Annotated in this window: 1 protein-coding gene; it reads right to left on the bottom strand. The window is 44.3% G+C overall.

From position 1 onward, the window contains the following. Positions 1–279, bottom strand: a 279-nt coding sequence (locus tag CWC04_RS19780; RefSeq protein ID WP_249326227.1) for a TSUP family transporter, incomplete at its 3' end; no start/stop codon positions are given. Positions 280–343: the final 64 nt, after the last annotated feature.

The following is a 343-nucleotide window of genomic DNA, read 5'->3' on the forward strand; positions in this document are numbered from 1 at the left end:
TTGGCCAAATTTACATGGTAATTTACTAACAAGGTAAGGCGCGACTGCTCTAAATAACATGTTAAAAATTACAAAAATTACAATACATTCAAAAATAAGTACCAACGAATTACCTCGTATAGAATGAGCTAAGAAGCTACATATAACGGCCATAACAAAAATAAACGGGAACCAGGAGTTAAAAAAAGAAAGGACGATATTGCCCTTAGCATGGGGCGAGCGAAGCGACGAAATAGTAGTAGGCACTATGGGGGCAAGCGATGACGCTGTGGCTATCATCAGGGCCGCCTCCGGGCTGACGCCCCAGCCTTGCAGTCAACAGGACTGACCTCGCCCACTGAGT

Origin of the sequence: Pseudoalteromonas sp. S2893, assembly GCF_005887105.1 — a bacterium.
Taxonomy (GTDB): Bacteria; Pseudomonadota; Gammaproteobacteria; order Enterobacterales; family Alteromonadaceae; genus Pseudoalteromonas; species Pseudoalteromonas atlantica.